This window comes from Bacteroidales bacterium, from assembly GCA_026418905.1.
GTDB lineage: Bacteria > Bacteroidota > Bacteroidia > Bacteroidales > DTU049 > JAOAAK01.
On record JAOAAK010000029.1, the window covers coordinates 62,202 to 83,766 of the forward strand.

Below are 21,565 nucleotides of genomic sequence, written 5' to 3' on the forward strand. Positions count from 1 at the left end.
ATTTTTCTTTTTGCTTAGCAAAAATAAAAAAAAAATGATAAACTAAAATGAGTGATATAATCCTTATCCACAAAAATCTTCGACACCAATAAAAAAATAAAAAGTGTACTTTTGCAAACAAATTCGCATTCATGGGAACCATAAGTAAAATAAGAAAACGCTCCGGCTTGCTTCTCATAGCCATAGGAGGTGCTATGGTACTTTTTGTTATGAGTGACCTTTTTTTCAAAAATAAGCGTCCCACCATTCCTCCTCTCGCTAAAGTTTTCGACGAAAATATCACTTATAATGAATTTCTGAGCAGGTATGAAAGTACCAAAGAACAATACAAAATGCAATATGGTGAAGATATGACATTTTCTGGAGCAGAAGAATTTCAGATAAAAAACTCTGTATTCGATCAACTGATAAAAAACATATTAATCCAGATTGAATACGAAAAAACAGGATTAAAATTAACTGATGCAGAAATCTACGAATATATTACCGGACAGCTGACTCATCCTATCGTAAAACAATTATTCACCAATCCCCAAACAGGTGAATTTAATCAAACACTGGTTTATAATTTTATCAACAACTTGGAACAAAGACCTGAACGAGAACAAAAAATATGGAAAATGTATGAAAAAATTATTATTGATGAACTTTTCACAAATAAATACATCAACCTTATCACCAAATCTTTTTACTTTCCCAAACGTTTTGCTGAGAAAGAAAATAAGGAAAGAACCGTTAAGAAAAAGGTGGTGTATGTAGCCTTACATTATGGTTCTTTAAAAGATTCCGCTATTCAGGTTACCGACAAGGATTTCGAAAAATATTATGCAGAAAACAAATATTTGTACACTTACGAAGAAGAACTAACAGATATTGATTATGTCATTTTTCATATCAAGCCTTCTCAGATCGACATGCGTATGACGAAAACCAAAGTAGATACAACCTTTACTTCCTTTATCAACACACCAATTGAAAAATTACCCGAGTTTATCGTCAGAAATAGTGATTTGGATTACACGTGGGATTCATCCTATCTTGCAAAAGAAGAATTGTCATATTACCAAGATACATTGTTTAATGCAAAAATTGGTTCTTATGTCAAGCCATATCTCGAGGGATTTAGCTTTTTTATGCATAGACTCATTGATCGCAAAGAGCTGCCTGATTCAATGAAAGCAGCACATATTCTAGTTTCATATCAAGGAGCCATGTTTGCTCAGGATACTATAACACGTACCAAAGAACAAGCTAAAGCTAGAGCCGATAGTATATTGAATCTTGTAAAAGGTAAGGACAGCTCCACTTTTGCAAAAATAGCTAAAGAAATGAGTAACGACCCCTCAGCCCAGCAAAACAATGGTTTTCTTGGATGGTTCAAAGAAGGAACCATGGTCCCCGAATTTAATAATGCCTGTCTTCATGCCAAACCTGGAGAATTCATGGTAGTAGAAACTCCATACGGATTTCACGTGATCAAACTATTAGCAAAATCAAAGCCAACTCCCAAGGTTAAAATAGCTACTGTTAAAATATCTGTGCCAGTAAGTAAACAAACGACTGACTCGATTTATAATCTAGCAAGTGTCATTGCCGCTGAAACAAAAAACTATGAAGATTTCGAAAAAATCCTTTCCGAAAAGGGATATATCAAAAACGTAGCAGAAAAAGTACGAAAAACAGATTATACCATTGCTGGTCTAGAAAATGGGCGAGAAATCATTCGATGGTCTTTTTATAAAGAAACAAAACCACGTGAAACTGTAAATCTTTTCGACCTATCTACCGAAAACAAATACGTAGTAGCCATAGTGAAAAACAAATATGAATCTGGTCCAGCACCTCTCGAACAAATTAAAGACCTGATTAAACCTATGGTTATTAAAGAAAAAAAAGCAGAAATGCTTGAAAAAGAACTTAAAACAAAAATGGAAGGGTGTAAATCTGTGTTCGATCTTGCTAGCAAACTCAAAGAAAATCCGGACACTTTTGATATTAATTTCTTCACCTATTCATTACCTGGATACGGGCCTGAATCCAAACTAATTGGAAAAATGTACGCCACAACCAAAGGTAAATTGGTAGGACCTGTTAAAGGAGAAGGTGGTGTTTATGCATATGAAATCATTGACGAAACTAAGCCCGATAGTTTAAAATACGATGACTTTTTTAAACAAAAATTTTATCATTATCAATCCAAAGTGAATGGCCAACTCTTCAAAGCTTTGCAAAAACTTGGCAATTTAAAAGATAATCGAATAGAATACTATTAATTATCTATTTTCTACATGTCCACCTACTTCCATTCGATTTTAATGCAAGCAACATAAACAAATGTGTCAAATTAAATTTGAAATAAAATGAAGCAACTTCCGTATATTTGGGTGGTTTTCTTGCATATTACATTGTTTTCTCAACATTTAACAAATGAGATTTTGCAAGAAATTAGAAAAAAATACGAACAATCATCACCCAATCAGGGGTTAATTAATGCTCTTTACTCCAACGAACTTAACAAAATTGTCGTTAACCAAAAAAACAGGGCTAAACCTGATGACTATTTTACCTATAAAGTAAAAACATATGGTATAACTGATCAAAAAAGCTCAGGTCGTTGTTGGATGTTTGCAGGTTTAAACACATTGCGTCCTCGCGTAATCGAAAAATACAACCTAAAAAATTTTGAATTTTCCTACAACTTTCTATTTTTTTATGATTTGTTGGAAAAAGCAAATCTATTTTTAGAAAGTATCATTCAAACTTCAGACAAACCTCTCGATGATAAAAAAGTTGAATGGTTATTAAAAAATCCTATTTCCGATGGTGGCACATGGGCAGGCCTTGCCCATCTTATTGAAAAATATGGACTTATTCCAGCTGAGATCATGCCAGAAAATTTTTCGTCTAATAACACAAGAGGTCTTATCTCCATTCTTTCAACGTATCTTCGACAGGAAGCACTATCTCTCAGAGAGATGGCCGAAAAAAAAGCAAAAAAAGATGATATTCAAAAAGCAAAAATACTTGCTTTATCCAACGTATACAAAATTCTTGCCTATCATCTTGGTGAACCCCCAAAAAATTTCACTTATCGTTTTATTGACAAAGATGGAAAAGCATCTTCTCTGAAAAGCTACGATCCAATTAGCTTCCGAGATGAAGTTTTACCAAACTTTAAAGCTCAAGATTACATCATGTTCATGAATGATCCCTCCCGTCCATATTTTAAACTCTATGAAATTGACCTTGACAGAAACATCTACGAAGGATTTAATTGGAAATATATTAATCTTCCCATAGAAGAAATTAAAAAAATGGCCATTGAGGCTTTGAAAAACAACGTAAGCCTTTATTATTCTTGTGATGTTGGTAAGCAAATCGACAAAAATGAAGGTCTTCTTGATCTTAACAATTACGATTATTTTTCATTGTACGGCATACCCTTTATAATGGATAAAAAACAACGAATCATTACTTTTGAAAGTGGTAGTACGCACGGCATGAATCTAATTGCAGTCGATATCTTAGACAATAAACCTGTCAAATGGTTGGTAGAAAATAGCTGGGGAAGCACAGGAAAAAATGGAAATCTTCTTATCACTGATGCTTGGTTTAATGAGTATACTTTCAGAATTGTTATTCCCAAAGAATTTGTCCCTGAAGATATCTTGAAAATATGGAAAGAAAAACCCATTCTTCTTCCTCCATGGGATCCTATGTTTTCTATGGACGAGTAAAGCACTTCATATGCAAAATAAATTTGCTTTATATGATTTTGTAAAAAATTTACTGGAAAAAAATCAGATTTTTGCTCACATTGAACATCAAATTATCATTTTCGTCAATCTTGGTTTTCTCTTACTTATCAGTTTTTTGGTTTATTACATCACCAAATTTTTTGCTATTCGCATCATTAGAAGAATTACTAAGCGTACTAAAACACTATTAGATGATGCATTTAGTGATACACGTTTTCTTAAACGTGCCTCTTTTATTATTCCTTTAATCATCATTTACAAACTCACTCCTTACACCTTGCCACATTATGTTGGTTGGATATCCTTACTTCAAAATGCCACCAAGATTTTTATTGTTTTTTTTCTCATTCTAGCTTTGTATGCTCTAGCAGATGCATTTTACAAAATTTACGATTCGATAGAAAATACCCACTTTCAACCCATCAAAGGTTATGTACAAGTATTCAAGTTAGTAATTGGCTTGATGGGTGGCATTGTTATTTTGTCTATTTTGCTGAGTAAGAGTCCTGCTGTGCTCATCGGAGGACTTGGAGCATTGAGTGCTGTGCTTCTTCTTGTTTTCAAAGATCCCTTGCTGGGTTTTACCTCATCCATTCAACTGACAAGTAATAAAATGATTCAGAAAGGCGACTGGATTTCCATTCCAAGTTCCAACATTGATGGAGAAGTTGAAGAAATTACCCTATCTTCGGTTAAAATCAAAAATTTTGATCTCACTTACTCATATTATCCAACCTATTCACTGCTCACCAGTCCCTTCATTAACAACAGAGGAATATATGAAAATAAATGCCGACGAGCTTTTCGAAAAATCTATATCCAACCATCATCCGTAAAACTACTAACGAAAGAGCAATCTCTACTCATCAAAGATAATCTTCCTTCTCATTTACAATCTTACTTTCCTGTCAATATAAGTGAGTCTATAACCAACTTGCAACTATTTCGAATGCTTTTACAATCTTATCTGGAACAAGATGATCGTTTTGATCATCAACAATTGACTATGGTTTATGTTCGTGATGTTGAACCATTTGGTCTTCCTCTTTTTTATTATGCTTTTACTCGAACTACAGAATGGAAAGAATTTAATGAAATTAACAATGAACTTATGGAATTGATATTTTCTCTTTTACCCATTTTTGAAATCAAACTTTCAGAAAATATACCTCGCAACCCGATGAATTAATTTTTTTAATAATTATCAGTATGGTTAACAACAAAGCTGAAAATTCGTAACTTTGTAAAAATATTTAATTATGAATTCAAAAGTTGTTAAAGCCTTAAACGATCAAATCCAAGCTGAATTGTATTCTTCATATTTGTATCTTTCCATGGCAGCCTATTTTGCAGATGCTAATTTGAATGGTTTTTCTCACTGGATGAAAATACAAGCTCAAGAAGAATATGGGCATGCCATGAGAATATTTGATTATCTCAACGAAAGAAATCAACGAGTAGAACTTCTTTCCATCCAACAACCCCCTAAAGATTGGTCATCTCCAAAGCAAGCTTTTGAGGATGCTTACAAACATGAATGCTACATTTCCGACAGAATTAACAAAATTCTCGAATTAGCTATCGAAGAAAAAGACTACGCTACCCAGAATTTTCTCCAATGGTTTATAGCAGAACAAGTTGAGGAAGAAGCTTCTGTCAACGAAATACTCCAACATCTCAATATGATTGAAGGGAACACCGGACTTCTCATGTTAGACAAAGAACTAAAAAAACGCAGTTAATACCAAATCGCTTTTCACGTTTTTCAGGCTTGACCCCTAATCTTTTCTCGAAAATCGGGGTGTATATCTTTTTCGTCAATAATTTTTAATCCTAGCAAAGCTTCGAGTATATCTTCTAGGGTGATAATGCCACTAAAAATACCGTATTCATCTACCACGACAGCAATATGTTCTTTTTTCTGGAGCATTTTGTTAAAAACCTGATGGAGGGGATAGTATTCAAAAGTTACAATAGCTGGACGAGAAATTTTATAAACAGGCGTAGCTTCTCTCTTTTCTACAATTTCTTTTAAGACATCCGATTTAAGAACATATGAATAAACACGATGCTTTTTCTTATCAAGGAACAGAGGTATTCGAGAAAATTGCTCGAATTCTTTATATTGGGTCATTCCTCCACAGGGGGTTTTATAATGTACAATAAATGCAGCTTTCCTAGGTGTCATAACCGAAAAGACTGGATGATGATAACAAGAAATAAAATGTTGAATAATGTGAGTTTCCTGGGGATTGAATAATCCTTCTTCTTCTCCCTTTTTGGCAAGAGCATAAATTTCTTTCCTATCTAAGGTTGTTTTTTTGGTGTTTTCGGTATTTAATCGCCGTGTTAAAAAAAGTGTTATTTGGACAAAAGGATAAGTAAGATAGATCACACCGATAATAATTGCAACAGTAATAGCCATGGTCTTTTTCCAATACAAGCTTCCCAAAGTTTTGGGGATAATTTCCGAAAAAATTAAAATAGTTATGGTAAGAATTGCCGAAATGAGGCCATAGGATATATTTTCAAAGTGTATGCTAGCCAATGCACCTATAAGAGTAGCTCCCGCTGTATTAGCAATGGTGTTTAATGTAACGATAGCTGTGATAGGAACTGATGTTTGTCTTTTGAATTCCAGTGCTTTATTAGCCCAATTTGCGCCATCTTCTCTCATTTGAACCAAATAAGATATTTGCGACGACAACAATGAAGACTCAATAAAACTACAAGTAAAGGAAATAAGTACCGTTGCCACGAAAATCAAAAAAAGAGAAAGCATAATTTTCTCCTACTCAAAATTAGGGAAATAGCCAAAGAAATTCAAATTTTTTGTTTTATCATTCTCAAGAATTTCTTCTTGAGTCTGGGAATTTAACTTAAATTTTAGAGTTTTTCTCAAACGGAAAGCAAATAAACCTAGAGCATCGGAAATATTGGTATATGTCAATTTATCTTGAACAATGGTATTTGAGGGGCTACTTGCTCGAATATAAGTGGCAAAGTCATCATTTCCAACGGTAATAACTAACCAAACATGGCCAAAATAACGCTTAACATCGTTCACAACAGGTATGTTTCGTTGAAGTAAATCATAAAATGTTGAACCGTTGTAGTTAATGGCCATAGTTTCTCCTCCATTCAAAAAAGAAGATTGTAAACTACCCAGATGCCATTCTATCGATTTTGCTATGGTGTCCTGCGGATGCATGTTATATATTTCGAAATAGTCGAAAATAAATTTGACTTCATAAATCCTGCCATTGGGAGTAGATTTCCATTCAATTACTGAACTTGTTGAGGGAAGAAAGCCTATAGAAGTTTGGTAAAAGCTGGGTTTAACGACTTCAAAATTCTGAAGAGGTTTTGCTATTGCTTCGTAAATTCTTTCATTAACTGTATCCTCAACAACCAGTTTGTATGAATATGCTGGATTAAACCAAAAGGTATCTGTTTTAACAACCTGATAAAATGTGGGAATTTTCAAGCGGTAATAAGGGTGTTGTCCAGTAAAGAATTTATCGCCACTCGTGAAAAAATGAACTGTATCGGCGTAATATTCACTCAACACATTGCCACCAGATGTTAACGATTGCAATTTGACTTTCAATAAATAAGGATAAAAAATACTGTCGTACAACTGAGTGTAATGGTACACGTTACCATCCGCAAGAAAAGTACGATGTATCTTAATGTACTGAGTAGGTGAAGTTACATCTAATATGGCATAAATGACAGGCTTATGGTCAGCTTTCCCTGTAATATCCACCTCTGTTGAACAGGATTCTAATAATGTGATGATTATCCCTAAAAGAATTATTTTTTTGTGCATCTATATTTTTGAACAAAAATAACTATTTTCTGATGCTTTGATAAAAAAAATCGATAAGAGTCCAAATTTGAATGGGAAAGCTGTTCTTTGCTTGAATAGCGCTTAAGTGCATGTAGCATGAAACATCCGATACAATAAGATATTCAGCACCTTCTACACATGTTTTCTCAAGTTTGAATAATCCCATGTCGACACTTATTTCTGGATATTTAACGGAAAATGTTCCTCCGAATCCGCAACAATGATAATCCACATTCGTTTTTATCAATTCTAAGTTTGGAAATTGGACAAGAACTTCAAAGGTGAGATTTTTCCCTTTATATAATTTTCTCAATCCTGTACAGCTTTGATGAATGGCCACCCTTCCTTGTATTTTGGGTGAAAAATAATCCTCGAGACGATGTTTTATGATAAAAGACGAAAAGTCTTCAACAAAAAAAAGCAAAGAATATTTATTATCATTAAATAAGGTAGGATAAACATTTTTTACCATGTGGGTGCAGGATGCCCCTAAAACTACCACGTGTACACTGGAAGGGAAAAAGTTCTGCCAATGTTTGGCAAATAACCGAGCTTCATCAAAATAACCACTGTTGTAAGCAATTTGGCCACAGCAAGGCTGATCGGGCAATATTTCTACATCATATCCCAGATGTTCTAAGATATGACAAGCTTTGTCGGCCTGTTCAGGAAAAAGGTGATCAACATAACAAGGGACAAATAGATAAATTTTTTTTGTTGACAATATGGAATAATTTTTGCAATTTTACTCAAAATTTTTTCACATGAAAAATGTTTTAGTTTCATTTTTAATGATTTTTTTGATGAGTTCTTGTGACTTATTGCTTGAAGAAGAGCCACCTACTAAAAGTAGCATGGAAGGTGTGTGGAAGGTAACCCGGGTTGTTGATCAGGAAAGTGGTAAGGATATCACAAATATGATCAATTTTCCTATTACTGCATTTCACTTAAGCAGTGATGGAACCATCATTTCAACAGCAGGCCCACTTTTTATGTATATCGTTTACGGAGAAAACAAGTATACTCAGATTGCAAGCAAGATCGATCAGGTATTTAATTATGCAAGCTTAGATTTCAACGGCGGAGAATTTTTTGTGGGTGGTGGAGTTCAGAAAAGCTTCACGATTGAAATGAAATTGGAAGGACTTCCTGGACAAAAAGCTTTAACTATGTTGCTTGAAATGATTGGTATTGGTAATGACTATCTCGATGTGGTGATTTACCATAAATTTATGGATGTCCACATTGATTTTTCGGAGGATTACAATAAAATGTATTGGACATTTGACAATCGAACCAAAGCCGTCTACAACACCAAAGACAATTACGGGAATTACGTACTATGGCAAGGATGGCCAGTGGATGTCTTCAGGAAAGTAAGAATCACACTTGAAAAACAAACCAAAGATATTCGTGACCTTGTTAAAGAAGCTTCCTAAATACCATCTCCAATAACAGCCTTATCAGCTATTTTTCGATAACTTTTCCTGGTTTTTTAGGAGAGTTTTCAGGAATATGATCTATGTATCTTCCAGGCTGAAGAAGAATTTCTACAAAAGATTCCCCTGGATTTTGATTGGTAATGGCGTAACCGATGATGGGACCTGGTTTACTAGCTTTCTGAGCTAATCCTGGTACATCAGATACAGTCAGAAAATCTCCACTGCGAATGAGTTCTGAAGAAGGTACCAATTTTACTTTAACTCTACCTACAAAAGCTATAGGATAACCTTGAGAGGGATTGTTTAAAACAAACGTGGGATTTTCTGAAATTACCCCGGCTAAATGGTAAACATTCTCCCACGTCGCAAGAGTAAAATTAGCATTACTGCCAGGTATAAAACTAACCAACATTCCAGGCTCAATCGCAAAGTTAGCAGGGGCAATGACTTGATAATGCTCTGCCAGATCACCATATTCACTCATAGAATAAATTTCACGTGAATAGACTCTACCAGAAGCTACTATATCTCCTCGCTGAGGAGCAAGTGAGTATTCATAATAAATGGTAATAAATCCATTCAATATATAGAAATAATCGTCGATAAGATCTGATGCATCATAAATCCGGAAATATACATTCTGCGAAGAAGTAAAAACATTTGAATGGGAACTTGTGTTAATCCAATCCACGGCAACATACCCATTATTAGCTGTTTCGTAAATGGACCCGAAATCAGTGCTTCCTATACGAACCATGACTCCGTGTTGTTCGTCTCCATCTTGATGATAGCCGTTAATAGCATAGACAACTTTGGTAACAGTAAAACTTGACGCACCAGTAGGCACATCAAGAGTTCCTAAAGATGCTGATTGGGCATATCCATTTTGAACACTTAAAGTTGATGTTAAATAAAAGGTTTTCATGCCCCTACGAGTAATAGCAGAAGTTGAAGGATTACCCACCAGCAAAAATGTATCAACTCTTGCCTTACCTTGAACATGTAAGGTATAAGAAGGGTAAGTAGTGTTAATTCCTACGTTTCCTCCCATAAAGATTCCTGACGGAGCAATGTTGTTACCGTTAGCATATAAAGCACATGTAGTAAATAAAGTCGGTAGATTTGGATCAAGAGTTGCATACACTCCTACTGCTCTCCAACTATTTGTTTTATCTGCCACCCCCAATACACCGACGGCATATCCCCATGTTGAATTTGCACCTACAGCACTGCCAAGTACACCCACACTACGAAAATCAGTTGTGGTAGATGTTTGCGTAGCAAAACCAAATACAGCACTTTTATGAGCATTCAAATTCGTAGAGACATGCAATTTTTCTGTCGGTGTAGTAGTTCCAATACCAACATTTCCGTTACTACTTACCCGCATTCGCTCCGTATTATCTGTATAAATTCTGAAATCGACAGGATTGGTAGTACCTATAAAATTACTAGCATTTGCCACATTGCCAGTGAGCAACCAACCAGGTGTTGTACTGTTTGCATCCATCACTCTAATCCATTTAATTCCATCCCAATAATAGTAACCGGGAGTTACATCATTTACAGTAGCTGTATTGTATACTAGCAAACTGATAGCAGGTGCTGTAATAGGTGAAGGTGAACTGGTCTGTGTCAAAGAAACACGAGGTATTAAAAGACCTTTGGAACTTGCTTGGATTTCCAACATTGCTGAAGGATCAGGAATAATGGGGTTATCTGAGATCCCAACATTTTGACCCCATGCTATAAACGCATTTAAAAAGCTAATGAATAAAATTACTCTTTTCATAAATTTCCCTTTATTGCAAAAATATTAAAAAACTAAAAGACTAAAAAGAAAAAGTAAAAGTCAAGTTTAATCCATGATCATAATTAAGGAAAAAATACGCATATTTGTAAAAAAAATGCATATCGCTATTGCTGGCAACATCGGAAGCGGAAAAACAACATTGACAAGTTTACTTGCAGATCATTACCAATTCAAGGCTCTTTATGAATCTGTTGATGATAACCCATACTTAGAAAGCTTCTACGAAGACATGAAAAGATGGTCTTTTAATCTTCAAATTTACTTTCTTAATAGTCGCTTTCGCCAAATTATCCAGATACAACGAAACAAAGAAAATGTTATTCAAGACAGAACCATTTACGAAGATGCTTACATATTTGCTCCAAATTTGCATGAAATGGGACTGATGAGTTCGAGAGATTTTGAAACATATCGTGAACTTTTTGCTCTGATGACCAGTTTTATTTCACCTCCAGATCTTCTTATTTATTTAAGAGCAGATGTTTCGTTGTTAGTTAAGCAAATTCAAAAGAGGGGTCGCCATTATGAAACCTCAATCCGTCTTGATTACTTAAAAAGTCTCAACGATAAATATGAAAACTGGATTTCTTCTTATAAGGAAGGGCGATTACTCATCATTGATGTAAATAAAATCCGTTTTGAAGAAAACAAGGAAGATCTGGGATATGTTATTGATTTGATAAATGCTGAATTATTTGGTTTATTCAGATGAAAAGTATTGGTATCATACCTGCACGTTATCATTCAAGTCGGTTTCCCGGTAAACCACTTGCGCTCATTGCCGGAAAACCCATGATTCTTTGGGTGTACGAACGTGCAAAAAAAGCCACCCAACTTACGGATCTCATAGTTGCTACTGACGACGAAAAGATATTTACGACTGTATCCATGGCAGGCGGTAAAGCTTTGATGACATCTCCATCTCACGAAACCGGAACTGAACGCGTTTACGAAGCAGCCTCACTATATATTTCACCTCAAGATATAGAGAATACCATTGTCATTAATATTCAAGGAGATGAACCTCTTATTGATCCTGAACTCATAAATCATATCATTTCAGCTTTTAAGGATCCATCAATTCAAATAGTTACCCCTATTAGGAAAGTTTTTAAAAAAATCTCCGAACATTGTCCTCACGAAGTAAAAGTTGTCAAAAATTTAAACAATAAAATCTTGTACTTCAGCAGATCTAACATACCCTTTTGCCGAGATGCAGAAAATACTCTACTCTTTCCTTTCTACATTCACATTGGAATATACGCTTATCGTTTCACTGTTCTCGAAAAAATCGTTAAGCTTCCACCCACCGAACTTGAGAAAACTGAAAAACTAGAACAATTGAGATGGCTTGAACACGGCTATGAAATTTATGCTATAGAAACCAACTATGAATCACACGCAGTAGACACGCCTGAGGATATTAAAATCATCCACCAATTGATAGCGTCTAATCAGTGATATATATCTTCTAACAAATAACTTTTCAAGTTTTTCATAATTTTACAAAAAAAATGAGAACAATATCAGGAATTTTTGTAGCCATTATGTTGCTAATTTCATGTGTTCCAGCGCGACAATTTCAAGATGAGAAAGCCCGTAGAGAAAAAGCAGAAAAAGAACTCATAGACCTTAAAGCAAAATATGATCAGCTTCAAGCCACCAACACTGAAATGGGAGAAAAAATTCGCACGATGGAAAAACAAATTGCAGCTTTAGAACGTGATACCAACATCACTGGTACCAGCCTAAGGAAAATGACCGCACAATACGATAAAGTAAATAAATTATACGAAGAACTTAATCGAAAATACCAAGAACTTCTATCTCTCAATGTTAGCGAAACACAAAAAATTAGTACCGAGCTTCAATTAACCCAGGAACAACTCAGCAAGAAACAAGAAGAATTAAGAAAACTTGAAAACGAATTGAATGAGAAAAAAGCCAATTTAGAAAAGTTACAAAATGATTTGATCAATAAAGAAAAACGAATCAACGAACTGGAAAGCATGCTTTCCAAAAAAGATAGCGAGGTCAAAGCCCTCAAAGAAAAACTTAAGTTTGCTCTCAAAGGTTTTGAAAATAATGGGCTTACGATCGTAGAAAAAAATGGTAAAATTTATGTTTCGCTCGAAGAATCATTACTTTTTGCTTCTGGGTCATGGAATGTAAATGCCAAAGGAAGAGAAGCTCTTGCTAAATTGGCAAAAGTTCTTGAAGAAAATCCCGACATTAACATCATGGTGGAGGGACACACAGATAATGTTCCCTATCGAGGCAGTGGTCCAATAAAAGATAATTGGGATTTAAGTGTGATGCGTTCTACAAGTGTTGTGAAAATACTTCTTGAAAACGGAAAAATTAACCCAGCACGCATCATAGCTGCTGGAAGAAGTGAATACGTGCCTATTGATCCCTCCAATACTAGCGAAGCCCGTCAAAAAAACCGAAGAACTGAAATTATTCTTACACCAAAACTGGATGAACTGCTGAAAATTTTGGAAGATAATTAATCATGAAATACACTCCCTTAGCAGAAATTCTTCGCCCATCTTCTCTCGATGAAATAGTGGGTCAGGATCATCTGTTAGGTAAAGATGGACCTATTCGTAAGTTTATCGAAAAAAGTTTTTTACCATCCCTTATTTTCTGGGGTCCCCCTGGTTGTGGAAAGACGACACTGGCATACGTACTTGCTAAAGCTCTTGAAAGACCATCTTTCTTTTTGAGTGCTGTCGAAGCTGGTGTTAAAGAAGTACGGGAGATTATCAAAATTGCCGAGAAAAAAAAAGGAACCATTTTATTCATTGATGAAATTCATCGATTCAATAAGGCTCAACAGGAATACATATTGCATGCGGTCGAAAAAGGAAATGTTGTTTTAATAGGTGCCACCACAGAAAATCCTTCTTTTGAGGTGGTGCCACCTCTTCTCTCTCGATGTCAAGTGTACGTTTTACAAAATCTCGATATCAAAAGTCTCTCTCTTCTGCTAGACCGAGCTAAAAACTACTATCATCAACATGGTATTACTTTAAATATCAAAGAAAAAGATGCTTTATTCTATTTTTCGGCTGGCGATGCTAGAAAACTTTACAATATCATTGAGTTGTCGGTGGAAGCTAATCCCAGCCAAGTAGCCGAGATTACCAATCAACTTGTCGAAGAAATCGTTTTGAAAAAATTTGCTCGTTTCGATAAAGCTGGAGATCAACATTACGACACTATTTCAGCATTTATAAAATCGGTCCGTGGAAGTGATCCCCATGCTGCATTATATTGGCTTGCTCGGATGTTGGATGCCGGAGAAGATCCTCTCTTCATAGCTCGAAGACTTATTATCTTGGCTGCTGAAGATATTGGACTTGCTAATCCCAACGCAATTTTGCTTGCTAACGCTACCTTCGACGTGGTACACAAAATTGGCATGCCCGAGGCGCGTATTCCGTTAGCTGAATGTACCATTTATCTTGCTGCATCTCCTAAAAGTAATTCTGCTTACCTTGCCATAGAAAAAGCACTACAGTTGGCTAAAAATACTTGCGAACAACCTGTACCTCTTCATTTGCGAAATGCACCTACTTCTCTTATGCAATCACTGCATTACGGAAAAGAATATCTTTATCCCCACCAATTTCCACACCATTTTATTCTCCAAGAATATTTTCCAGAAAAGCTTAAAGGAACTACCATTTATATCCCTGCGTCCAATCCTCGTGAAAATGAACTCAAAACTTATTTACTCAATTGCTGGAAAGACAAGTACGATCTTAATGAAAGTTAAATATTAAAGCGAATGTGTAAAATATCCCCATCCTGCACGACATAGGTTTTTCCCTCAAGTCTGATTTTACCTGCTTCTTTTACTTTTAGTTCGCTTTTATGATATAGTAAATCATCAACATTATACACTTCCGCCCGAATAAAACCTTTTTCAAGATCACTATGAATGACTCCTGCAGCTTTGGATGCCGTTGTACCACGAGGAATTAACCATGCCCGATTTTCTTTCCCGCCAACGGTGTAAAAAGTAATTAGATCCAACATTTCAAAAGCAGCTAATGAAACTTGTTTAATGACAGGCTCTTCAACACCATAACTCAGTAGAAATTCCTTCTGCTCCTCCAGAGGAAGTTGCATAATTTCCTCTTCCAGTTTCCCACAGACCATCACGAACTTTTGATTATTCTCTTGCAGGTAAGATACGATTTCTCTGATTGTATCATCTGTCTCTGTCAGTGTTTTTTCGTCTACATTAAGAAGGTAAACAACAGGTTTTATGGTAAGAAGGCCCATTTCTTGAGCAAGCCGATTTTCCTCGTCTGAGAAAGGGCGAAGTATTCGTAAACTTTGCATGTTTTCTAGTACATCTTTAAATTTCAACAAGATTTCATAGGTGATTTTCTGTTGAATATCACCTGATTTATAACTCTTTTCTATTTTGGCTAATTTTTTTTGAATTTGATCGAGATCACGAATTTGAAGTTCAAATTCTAACCACTCGAGATCTTTAAGTGGCAGGAGGTTATCGTGTGGATGAACAATAGCTGGATCACCGAAACAACGCAACACATGAATGAAAACTTGTGTTAGTCTGAGATGATTAAAAAATTCTTGGGCTTCTCGAGAGTTAAGATTAACCTTTGATATGCCAGGTAAGTCGTAAAGTTCTAATGTGGCATAAGTTATTTTCTGAGCTGATACAAACTGATGAATTTTTTCCAATCGTGGATCGAAGATAGGAGCCGTACAGATATTGACTCGTGTGGTAGTATACAATGCAGGAGAAGTTTCTACGTTTGAGCCAGTCATGCTGTTAAATATGGTACTTTTTCCTGAATTTGTTATCCCCATTAAGCTAACCTTAATTGCCATATGAACTAGTTAAAAAATATCCAACTTATACCCCAACGTACACCACGGTCAGGTAAAGGATAAGCTGGCACCTGCCAGTAACGCACGGGAAACAACCCGGCTGCAAAATTATAGATTTCAACAAAAAAAACTGCCCTTTTAATTTGAGATCTTATAAAAAAAGTGGGGTACCAAAATCCATCTGTTTGTATATCTTGTTGAGGATAAAAAATTCCCAAGTATGGGTAATAAGCATCAGCAAAATAGGAACTATTATAAAAATACTTCATGCCCACTTCGCCAAGTAGTTTTCGCTGAAAAAACCACGTTCGGTAGAAGATTTCTCCCCGTATTCCAAACAAAGGTAATGACAGCAATTCTGACGTAGACCTCTGTAAAATCATGCGATTCAGTATAAAAAAGTTCTTGAAATTTGCGTTAAAATAGCAACTCACACCACCTACTCCTATTTGACCTAATGAAGTAAACATATTTTGATAAAAAACAGGCATGTTTCTAACATCAGCTCCATACACCTCGAGAGTCATAAATTTGCTTTTCAAACCTACACGATGTAATAAAACAACAACATCAGAAAGAGAATGGTCATACTGTAAATGATTTCCTCGATACCGTTCATACAACAACGATGGATGAAAAGAATAAATCTCTTGAGTAAGATATAATTTTCCAGATGATAGAACCTTGATCATCAATCGATGCTGTATTTCAAGTAAAGACCTATTGGCCCCGACTATACCTTTACTCGTTTTACCAACCCACAAAAGCTTTTCATTCCGGGAGGTCCAGTTCCATTTAAAATATGACATAGTCGACATCGTATCGAAATTAAACATAGAAGAAAAACGGTTCCATTCTTGCCACATCGAGAGTTGAAAAAAAATATTTTTCAATTTTCCATTTAATGCCGTAGCTACACGATAAGTCAGAACATGAAGTGAATCAAGTGTGATGGAACTATCCAAATAAATATTCTGATAGTAACCTGATCCGGGAAATTCATCTTTGAATCGGTTATATTTTTTCTCTAATTCAATATTAAGAGGAAATAATCGAATTTCAAGGAAAGGTTTTTGAATGATAGCATAAGAACTATTCCATGAAAAACGAGTAAATCTTACATGACGCGAAGCTTTACTTAACAAAATCTGACATAAAGCTCGATCATAAATGGATGTGTCAAGAAAATCTTCTGCATACTTAATTCCTCCATTTTCTTGAAAACGAAAGTAATTGTCTTGTAGGAGGAATAAAGTTCGAAAACGATAGTTTTTCGAGTGAAAATTAATCTTCGAAAAAAAATTACTTAGACTGATTTTCTGGTTCTTATACCAGCCTGCAGAGCCTACTAAGTGATAATTTAAGAGAACATCTACTTGTTTTCCCCAAGGAAAATAAAACCAGAAGGAAAATTGTTGTTCGCGTTTCGATCCCTGGCTATAAGACGTTATAGAGTAAGGTTCATGTTTTGGTTTGAAAAGAAAAGAAAACGATGTATCAAGACAAACGAAATGTTCAAAATTTTGTAAGAAAGAATCAAATTTTTTAGGCATCCTTTCTACTACATCGGCAAAGTACAAATACTGATACATACTTTCTGCAGGTCCTATTCTGTGATAAAATTCGAGATTGGTGTCTAACCATTGATTAAGCCAATGTTTTATATAATACGTTTGAATAAATAGACCATCATCTTTTTTCTCATGACTCGAAAAAAAAGTAGAATCCGTTTTCTCTTGGGAAAGCAATATCAAGGTGTAGCTCAATAATAAATTTCTCCAAACAAGCTTAAATAATTCCATAAATAACTAATGCATAGAGGTAGAAGTGTAGAATCCTCATCGTTGCCCAGAAAGCAAGAAGGGGAAAAGGATATCGTATAAGGCCCATGGAAATTACAACAAAAGTATATGGAAGCGGTGTAAGAGCTGCAGCTGCAATTAGGTACCCTCCCCATTTTTTAGAATTTTTGACATATCTGTCAAACCTCAATAAAAAATATGTATTAACAGAAGGAATTTTTCGTATCATTCTTCCTATTGCATAGGCCGTTAAAGATGCAAAGTACGATATGAGAGCAAGAACGGTTAAACACAACCAAGGATTTTCTAAACTATTTGTCCAAAAAATAAATAAATCCACTGGCAAAATTGGTAAAGCTGCTTCCAGAATGAAAAAAATCACCATCACCCATCCGAAAGGAACATAGGTAACCATCATATCAAAAAAAGCATCGATGTCGAACAAGCTATTTCCCAAGAGATACAATAAAACCACAATAACAATGAAAATTATCAAAAGTTTAAGAAGAGGTTTTCCAACGTATTTAAAAAAACCTGTTCTTTTCAATTGATGATAAGTAAGGGACCATGATTTAAGAAAATTTCTTTTTTTCTTAGAACCATTGTTTCCGTTGATCTGATTTACCTGCGGTTTCATAAGCTTACTTGTGGTATTTTTTTAAAAATTCCTCTACTTCTGGCACTCCTCCTTGCAAGATGATATAACCATTGTAAGGCTCACGTTCAGTGATTTCATCATTGATTGGTGTGAGCATAAGTTCTTTAACTTTCTCAGGATCATCTGTTTGTCCTAATACCCAACCTAGTTTAATGTAAGCTGTTTCTGGCAGCATGTTCCCTGCAGGAATAATTCCTTTTGCCATTAAATCTCGTCCTGTATCATATACAAACATATGAGCATATCCCCATAAAGTTTGAACAGTCATGAACATATGTACTCCTTTTTTATGAGCCCGTTCAATGGCGGGATACAAAGGTTTATTGACATGACCTAGGCCAGTACCCGCAAAAACTATTCCCCTATAGCCATTTTCCACAAGGCTATCTATGATGTCAGGTTGCATGTTGGGATAATAGTAAACAATGGCTACTTTTTCTTCAAAATAAGGTAAAATTCTAACATCTTTATCTTTACGTCGTTTTTTAAAATTTTCTTTCATAGGGAAAACTCCCTTTCGTGTTACTTTTGCCAAAGGTATATCACCAATGGTTCTAAAAGTAGAACGATAAGATGAATGCATTTTACGCACACGAGTTCCACGATGCAGAAAACCGTATTCGTCAGAAGTGGGGCCAAACATACAGACCATGATTTCAGCTATTTCACCATGTCCTGCGGCTACCATAGCATGAATCAAGTTGAGAGCGGCATCAGAACTAGGTCTGTCGGAACTCCGCTGTGAACCAACTAATACAATCGGCACTGGTGGATTCTGTACCATGAAAGTTAAAGCAGCGGCAGTGTGAGAAAGAGTGTCTGTTCCATGACCAATAACAATACCATCAATGCCTTTTTCAATTTCCTGCCCAATAGCAATAGCTAATTTCTTATATTGCTCTGGTCCCATGTTTTCACTAAATACAGCAAACAATTTTTCGGTGGTCAAGTTACAAATGTCTGCTAGTTCTGGTACTGCTCCATACAATTCACCGGGAGTAAAAGCAGGTATGACAGCACCTGTACGATAATCGAGTCTGGATGCGATGGTGCCCCCTGTGCCAAAAAGCTTAACTTTTGGCAAACCAGGCTTCATCGGAAATTCTTTCTCTGGTATCTTGTAGTGTGCTTTCTTATAACCGACCTCCTCCATGTGAGTAATAGTCTGAATATCAAGACCTATATTGTAGCCTGTTTGGATTTTAAGTACTATATGTAAATCATCGTCGTTTTCAGCTCTTGGCAACACTGTTCCAAAAAACTCCCCTCGGGTTGTTTGAATTTTTGCTTGCCCCCAAACACGAACCTGAAATTTTTTCAGTAATTCCAGTGCCCTACCTTTATAACCTTGAAATAAATCCTCATTCATGACCTAAAATTTCTTTTATAACTGTCTTTGCTAGCAATGTTAACTTCACATTCCCAAGGGCCTGATATCTAATTTGACCTAAAACCCAGTTGACTTTGTCCTCAGCTGATGCTCTCTTGCTAGGATGAAATTTACCGATTAGTATGCGAATTTTTTCCATCAGTTCATCTTGGGAAGTACGTTTAAAACCTATGGTAGTTAGTATGGAATGAAAATCCATCTGAGGATGTTCATACAACACGGGAAGTATTTTATATGCCAATTCCTCATCTATTTTTTCATTTCGAAGGAAAACAAACAACTCTTTTATTTTATGATAATTAAATCCGAAACCTTTCTTATAATGCCCTTCTACGTACTTGAGAAATTGACCCAAAAAATGTCCGATCCATTTGGGTGGAATAGATAACAAGTTACTGATTTCCTCTAACAAAGGGAAAAGATTTTTACTTAAAATGTAAGTAAACAAGTGTTCTCCAATGCCCCATTCTTTCATTTTTTTCATTCTTTCGAAAACATCCTCTGGAAGATCCTTTTTTAAAGATTCAATATAAGCTGAACTCAATGGAATGGGAGCACTATCAGTGTCTGGATACATGCGATCAGGTCCCGGTAGCACACGTTCAAACATGGTAGTGCCGTTAGGGAAACTTTTACGAGTCTCAGGAGGAACACCTTTGAAAGCCAATTTGCAACGTTCTTCGACAGTTTCTAAAGCTGTAGGAATATCATCCTGCGGACCCCATAAAAGTAAAAAACTATCCTGCTCGCCAATTTTTAAAATGCTCTCTAAATAGCGGATTTGTTCAAGCGTCATGGGATGAAATATTTCTTCAGCATGCTGCATATTGGGCTTTTCAATGCAAGCAATGACTTTTAGTCTATCACTTATTTCATCTGCAAACACACGGCCTGGTTGAGTAAAATGACTCAATATTCCTCTAAAGCCAGGCAAGCGAATAGCATGAAACTGAAAACCTTGCTGAGCAAAATGTGCCAAATCAGGAAATAAAGCTGAAATATCGTCGTTTTTTACCTGTACCTCTTCTATTTTCCACAAATCTGGTTGTTGCACAGATTGAAGTAGCTTATTGCGTATGAGCAAAAGCGACCATTGCCTGAAAACTTCATTGTGGGTCAATTCCGGTATCCATTTGGTATGACTTACTCCTTTGATTTCAACTCTTGTTCCACCACGACAGCTTACATTTACATCCTGACGAGAAGCTCCTATCCCTGTTCTAACCAGACCTGAACTTCTGTTTAGAAAACGGATGTAATCACATGCTTCCTTCACTTCATTGGGATTTTTCATGTCGGGGTAAGTCACCGTTTCGATCAATGGCATTCCCAATCGATCGGTTTTGTAAACTCTTACATGACCTATATCAGAGATTTCCCTGCAGCTATCTTCTTCTACACTAAGTTGCATGAGGCGAACCTTACGATTTTTTAATGGAATTTCTCCACCCACCCCTACAATAGCCGTACGTTGAAACCCAGTTGGTATACTTCCATCCAGATATTGTTTACGTGTAATATGTACCTCTCCCACGATATTCATCTTACACATAAGTGCAAGCTTGATTGAAATTTCAAGGGCTTCACGATTAATAGGAAATGGAGGAGTATCATCAATTTCATACGTACAAGTGGTGATATTTTTTATTCGATAAATGATTTCTTTTCTGGTTTTAAACTCCATCAAAGCAGTCCCATCGTATTCACCCAACTCACTGAGGGTAGGTCTCATGTGGCGTATGATTTCAGCATCAAATTCGTCATCATCATGGTAAATACCTGCTGGACAATGACAAAAAAGTTTTTTTGTTGTAAGAAGTTGTTGGTGAACTTCCAGCCCACTCATAAAACCTATTCGATCATAAGTTTCTTGGGTTGCTTCTAAGCGAGATACGTAGCCAGCTTCCTTCAATGTTTTTTCATAATTAGCGCGTGAATCGAAATTTCCTAGCATAAAAAATGTAAAATTTTTTC

General features: G+C 35.7%; 18 protein-coding genes. 9 read left to right on the forward strand and 9 right to left on the reverse strand.

The window, feature by feature from the left end; translation table 11 throughout:
* Positions 1 to 131 precede the first annotated feature (131 nt).
* From N2Z72_05725 to N2Z72_05740, 4 genes are all read left to right on the forward strand, one after another.
* Complete coding sequence (locus N2Z72_05725) at positions 132 to 2,273, forward strand: SurA N-terminal domain-containing protein (GenBank protein ID MCX7697178.1); 2,142 nt, start codon at positions 132 to 134, stop codon at positions 2,271 to 2,273.
* Positions 2,274 to 2,360: 87 nt separating this feature from the next.
* Entirely contained in the window at positions 2,361 to 3,737 is a 1,377-nt protein-coding gene (locus tag N2Z72_05730) for a C1 family peptidase (protein ID MCX7697179.1), read from the forward strand.
* Between the two features lie 10 nt (positions 3,738 to 3,747).
* A complete protein-coding gene (locus tag N2Z72_05735) occupies positions 3,748 to 4,947 on the forward strand; it encodes a mechanosensitive ion channel family protein (protein MCX7697180.1) in 1,200 nt (399 codons plus the stop codon).
* Positions 4,948 to 5,017: 70 nt separating this feature from the next.
* On the forward strand, positions 5,018 to 5,500 hold the full coding sequence (locus N2Z72_05740; GenBank protein MCX7697181.1) for a ferritin: 483 nt from the start codon (positions 5,018 to 5,020) through the stop codon (positions 5,498 to 5,500).
* Positions 5,501 to 5,523: 23 nt separating this feature from the next.
* On the opposite strand, the gene N2Z72_05745 is transcribed toward N2Z72_05740, so the two are convergent.
* Genes N2Z72_05745 through N2Z72_05755 form a run of 3 tightly spaced genes read right to left on the reverse strand, consistent with a single transcriptional unit; the run spans position 5,524 to position 8,335 of the window.
* On the reverse strand, positions 5,524 to 6,540 hold the full coding sequence (locus tag N2Z72_05745; GenBank protein MCX7697182.1) for a CNNM domain-containing protein: 1,017 nt from the start codon (positions 6,538 to 6,540) through the stop codon (positions 5,524 to 5,526).
* Positions 6,541 to 6,549: 9 nt separating this feature from the next.
* Complete coding sequence (locus N2Z72_05750) at positions 6,550 to 7,590, reverse strand: hypothetical protein (protein ID MCX7697183.1); 1,041 nt, start codon at positions 7,588 to 7,590, stop codon at positions 6,550 to 6,552.
* A 22-nt stretch (positions 7,591 to 7,612) separates the two neighbouring features.
* Positions 7,613 to 8,335 (reverse strand): (Fe-S)-binding protein, encoded by a 723-nt coding sequence (locus N2Z72_05755; GenBank protein MCX7697184.1) that lies wholly within the window; start codon positions 8,333 to 8,335, stop codon positions 7,613 to 7,615.
* Positions 8,336 to 8,375: 40 nt separating this feature from the next.
* On the opposite strand from N2Z72_05755, the gene N2Z72_05760 reads away from it, so the two are divergent.
* Positions 8,376 to 9,050 carry a hypothetical protein gene (locus N2Z72_05760; protein ID MCX7697185.1) on the forward strand — a complete coding sequence of 225 codons (675 nt, stop codon included), beginning with the start codon at positions 8,376 to 8,378 and terminating at the stop codon, positions 9,048 to 9,050.
* 28 nt (positions 9,051 to 9,078) lie between these two features.
* Here N2Z72_05760 and N2Z72_05765 read toward each other — a convergent pair whose 3' ends face one another.
* Complete coding sequence (locus N2Z72_05765; protein MCX7697186.1) at positions 9,079 to 10,845, reverse strand: hypothetical protein; 1,767 nt, start codon at positions 10,843 to 10,845, stop codon at positions 9,079 to 9,081.
* 115 nt (positions 10,846 to 10,960) lie between these two features.
* On the opposite strand from N2Z72_05765, the gene N2Z72_05770 reads away from it, so the two are divergent.
* The 4 genes from N2Z72_05770 to N2Z72_05785 are packed head-to-tail and all read left to right on the forward strand — an operon-like array spanning position 10,961 to position 14,650.
* On the forward strand, positions 10,961 to 11,578 hold the full coding sequence (locus N2Z72_05770) for a deoxynucleoside kinase (protein MCX7697187.1): 618 nt from the start codon (positions 10,961 to 10,963) through the stop codon (positions 11,576 to 11,578).
* Positions 11,575 to 12,327, forward strand: a complete 753-nt coding sequence (kdsB, locus tag N2Z72_05775) for a 3-deoxy-manno-octulosonate cytidylyltransferase (protein ID MCX7697188.1) — start codon at positions 11,575 to 11,577, stop codon at positions 12,325 to 12,327. Before N2Z72_05770 ends, kdsB begins: the two co-directional genes overlap by 4 nt.
* 53 nt (positions 12,328 to 12,380) lie before the next feature.
* Positions 12,381 to 13,379: an OmpA family protein gene (locus N2Z72_05780; GenBank protein MCX7697189.1), complete on the forward strand. Its 999-nt coding sequence runs from the start codon at positions 12,381 to 12,383 to the stop codon at positions 13,377 to 13,379.
* Positions 13,380 to 13,381: 2 nt separating this feature from the next.
* On the forward strand, positions 13,382 to 14,650 hold the full coding sequence (locus tag N2Z72_05785; GenBank protein MCX7697190.1) for a replication-associated recombination protein A: 1,269 nt from the start codon (positions 13,382 to 13,384) through the stop codon (positions 14,648 to 14,650).
* On the opposite strand, the gene ychF is transcribed toward N2Z72_05785, so the two are convergent.
* From ychF to gatE, 5 genes are read right to left on the reverse strand one after another with little or no spacing between them, the layout of a single operon-like run.
* Complete coding sequence (gene ychF, locus N2Z72_05790; protein MCX7697191.1) at positions 14,647 to 15,741, reverse strand: redox-regulated ATPase YchF; 1,095 nt, start codon at positions 15,739 to 15,741, stop codon at positions 14,647 to 14,649. The two genes, N2Z72_05785 and ychF, sit on opposite strands and share 4 nt — an antisense overlap.
* Before the next feature lie 5 nt (positions 15,742 to 15,746).
* Positions 15,747 to 17,543, reverse strand: a complete 1,797-nt coding sequence (locus N2Z72_05795; protein MCX7697192.1) for a putative porin — start codon at positions 17,541 to 17,543, stop codon at positions 15,747 to 15,749.
* Positions 17,530 to 18,180 carry a hypothetical protein gene (locus N2Z72_05800; GenBank protein ID MCX7697193.1) on the reverse strand — a complete coding sequence of 217 codons (651 nt, stop codon included), beginning with the start codon at positions 18,178 to 18,180 and terminating at the stop codon, positions 17,530 to 17,532. Before N2Z72_05800 ends, N2Z72_05795 begins: the two co-directional genes overlap by 14 nt.
* A 4-nt stretch (positions 18,181 to 18,184) precedes the next feature.
* Entirely contained in the window at positions 18,185 to 19,570 is a 1,386-nt protein-coding gene (gene gatD, locus N2Z72_05805; GenBank protein MCX7697194.1) for a Glu-tRNA(Gln) amidotransferase subunit GatD, read from the reverse strand.
* The gene (gene gatE / locus N2Z72_05810) at positions 19,563 to 21,545 is read right to left on the reverse strand and encodes a Glu-tRNA(Gln) amidotransferase subunit GatE (protein MCX7697195.1); all 1,983 of its coding nucleotides are present in this window, start codon (positions 21,543 to 21,545) and stop codon (positions 19,563 to 19,565) included. Before gatE ends, gatD begins: the two co-directional genes overlap by 8 nt.
* Between the last annotated feature and the right edge of the window lie 20 nt (positions 21,546 to 21,565).